The 2,885-nt window shown below is 28.6% G+C and carries 4 protein-coding genes and 1 tRNA gene; all 5 read right to left on the bottom strand.

From position 1 onward, the window contains the following. Window positions 1-188 precede the first annotated feature (188 nt). A tRNA-Glu gene (locus tag QZZ48_RS15235) sits at window positions 189-263 on the bottom strand. A 93-nt stretch (window positions 264-356) separates the two neighbouring features. Then, entirely contained in the window at window positions 357-902 is a 546-nt protein-coding gene (locus QZZ48_RS15230; protein WP_294967109.1) for a response regulator, read from the bottom strand. A gap of 179 nt (window positions 903-1,081) precedes the next feature. Beyond that, complete coding sequence (locus QZZ48_RS15225) at window positions 1,082-1,294, bottom strand: hypothetical protein (protein ID WP_294967108.1); 213 nt, start codon at window positions 1,292-1,294, stop codon at window positions 1,082-1,084. Next, window positions 1,291-2,073 (bottom strand): hypothetical protein, encoded by a 783-nt coding sequence (locus QZZ48_RS15220; RefSeq protein WP_294967107.1) that lies wholly within the window; start codon window positions 2,071-2,073, stop codon window positions 1,291-1,293. Before QZZ48_RS15220 ends, QZZ48_RS15225 begins: the two co-directional genes overlap by 4 nt. A 208-nt stretch (window positions 2,074-2,281) precedes the next feature. Then, window positions 2,282-2,734, bottom strand: a complete 453-nt coding sequence (locus tag QZZ48_RS15215) for a hypothetical protein (RefSeq protein WP_294967106.1) — start codon at window positions 2,732-2,734, stop codon at window positions 2,282-2,284. Between the last annotated feature and the right edge of the window lie 151 nt (window positions 2,735-2,885).

Below are 2,885 nucleotides of genomic sequence, written 5' to 3'. Positions count from 1 at the left end.
ATACAAAACTCCGTATGAAGTGTTTTTCAGTGAAATGAGTAAAAGATTAGCTAGCTAATTTAGGTGGAAATTGCACTTGTTGTTGGAATTGGCGTTATTAAATCTTAATAATAAAGAATTTACAAGGAGATATATATTGAAAATAAGTTTGTAAAAGTGTTTAAAGTAGGGGGAATATAAATTGTAAGTGGTGACCCCGAGGAGAATTGAACTCCTGTGACATGGATGAAAACCATGGATCCTAACCGCTAGACGACGGGGCCACTTAAGTCAGCTTTTTAACTGAGCCGAAATTATATAGATCTATCACTTAATAAATCCTTAAATTTTTAAAGCTCAGTAAAACTTACTTATAATTATTCGTAGAAACCTCTAAGTGCTCTAATAATAACAGCATTTTTAGAGATGCTTTCAGCTTTTGCATTGTCATTTACTAAGTCATATAGATCTAAAGGAAGAGATATAGAGAATGTTTTAGTCTCTACTTTTCTTTTTTTAGAAATCATAGCAGTAACACTAGTTAAAAGCTCGATGATTTTCTTAGTATCAATAGGTTTTTGAATAAAACTATTGACACCAACTTCAATAGACTCAGAAATCTTCTCAATATCATTACTTGCAGAAATTACAATAATAATTTGAGTAGGGTTAATCTCACGAAGTCTACGAGACAATTCAATCCCGTCCATTCCAGCCATTACTATATCAACAAAAACAACGTCAGATTTAACTCTGTTATATGTGTTTAGTGCTTCTTCGCCATTAAAACATGAGAAAACATCAGAAAAAAAGTTTTTAAATGTTGAACTAAGAAGTTCATTTGTTACTTTTTCGTCTTCAACAATCATTGCTGTCAATTTTTTAGTCTGTCCAGTTAACTGAACTAAATCAATATTTGCCATATTAATTCCTTTGTGTTAAATATTGACATATTATACAGCGTTTTTGGTAACAAATGAAGTACTTTTTCAATTTAAAAAAACAAAAAAAGCACAATATCGCCTAAAACAGGGAATTTATGTCAGTTTTGTAAATTGTTGTAAATCATTAAATTTATTTTTGTTAAATAGGTAACAGCTAACTAAATATCATATGTCTTAAATTTTTCAAGCCATTGTGTATCAGGTTCTTTAGATTCTTCTTTTTGATTTAGTAGAGAATCTATGATATTAACCAATGTATTCTCATCCATAAATTCTAATAAATTTGGATCTATACTCGTAGTATTTTCATTGTCATAAGAATTTAAAAGATTTTGTATATCTTCTATTAATTGTTCTTTTCTTGTATTCATATATTATTACTCCATGCGCTATCGAATTTCATATCTTTAAATTGTATATCGTTTGTAAGTTTAACAAGTCCAACTTTTTTCATAATTAACTTTGCTTTTTTCGGCCAAGTCTTTCTATAGTTAAAAGAGTGAGGGTGTCCACCTATCTTTGATATGAACTCTATATTAACTTCTTTCGTAAATAATATATCTACCCCATGCTTATCAACTAGCTTATTTAACCAAATTCTAGCTTCTTTAAAAACCTTAACTTTTGAACTATTAATAATCCATCTAGTTGCAAAATCATCTAAACAGGCCTTATTTGCCTTTTCTTTCATTGTTTTATCATAAGTAAGTAGTGTAATATTTTCTGTTGTCCCTGCATATGGGGCAGGTCTATAGTCTATCTTTAAGCTTTTTGGTCTTTTCTTCCATGTTAAATCATCTTTAGAATGTTTTTTAATTTCATTTGGATCAAATAGTACGCTTTTTTTTGATTTAGAGTAGGGTAGATATAATCTTGGAAGTTCTTTATCACCTTTAAAAGCTCCCAAACTAAGGATATTACCTGTGATTTGAGCTACATACCCTCTACCATATCCAGATTCTAATCCTGCAATGGCAAGTATAGCTGCAGGAGGAAGTTTATACTTTTTAGCAACTTCTATAGCTTCTAAAGAGTTTGCTTTATAAAACTCTTTAACGTGAGCATATTTTCTAAAGCTAAATTCATTTGCATTAAGAGCAGATATTGTCATAGTAAGTAATAAGATAAGAATAGATTTATTTAATAGCATATTGTCCATAATCCAGTAGTAAGATGTATATTGGTTAACATAAGTTATCTAAACTACTTTTGATGTCTATCATATTGAACTTCTTTATTTATATAATTTATTATTTTTGAATTTCGATTATACAATTATCTTTCTAATTTCACAAATAATAAATTATATAAATATACGCAATGCAGTAGTCTCATTATTATTTATTTTCCTTTTTAATCTAATTAATAATGATTAATTTATCGCCTTTACCATGCATATCACTTGTTATATGCCCTTCTATTCGATAAGGTTCGTATATAAATCCATATTTTTTTGTTATTGTTTCAGGTGTTCCAAGAATAGGAAAAAAATCTTTTTTATCTTTATGTAATTGATACATCGTCATATTGTGTGCTAAGTCAATAATTTCACCAGAATCAACTGTAATCCAAGCATGAAATTTTTTTGGAGTATTTGTGTCTCGATAAATAGATATTGCGTCTTTTAGGTATGTTGCTTTATCTGCTACCTGATACAAGTTTTTTTCATTTTTATAAAGTGCCCCAATTGTAAGAAAAAGATATTTTGAGTTATTTATAATTTGTCCAATTTCTTCAAGGTTTAGGTTGTGAATATTTCCGCAACTTCCTTCAGGATAAATTTTTAAATATTTTTTCATAAGAGCTAGCATTCTATTCTCAATATTTTGCTTCGTTTTTTTATTTATATTTGAAAAGTATTTGGAATGACTTAACTGTGGTAAAGATACTATAATGGTTCCCTTTTTCAAGACCAGTAAAACAAGTTTTCTTATTTCACCTCTTTACGATACCAGTGGTAAC

The sequence above is a fragment of the Sulfurimonas sp. genome (assembly GCF_016744025.1).
Taxonomy (GTDB): Bacteria; Campylobacterota; Campylobacteria; order Campylobacterales; family Sulfurimonadaceae; genus Sulfurimonas.
Note: the sequence above shows the minus strand (reverse complement) of the source record. Positions and strands in the feature narration are given on the sequence as shown.

Excerpts from the sequence above, each read along its gene's own strand:
- QZZ48_RS15230 (WP_294967109.1), bottom strand. The coding sequence starts at position 902 with ATGGCAAATATTGATTTAGTTCAGTTAACTGGACAGACTAAAAAATTG.
- QZZ48_RS15225 (WP_294967108.1), bottom strand. The coding sequence starts at position 1,294 with ATGAATACAAGAAAAGAACAATTAATAGAAGATATACAAAATCTTTTA.
- QZZ48_RS15220 (WP_294967107.1), bottom strand. The coding sequence starts at position 2,073 with ATGCTATTAAATAAATCTATTCTTATCTTATTACTTACTATGACAATA.
- QZZ48_RS15215 (WP_294967106.1), bottom strand. The coding sequence starts at position 2,734 with ATGCTAGCTCTTATGAAAAAATATTTAAAAATTTATCCTGAAGGAAGT.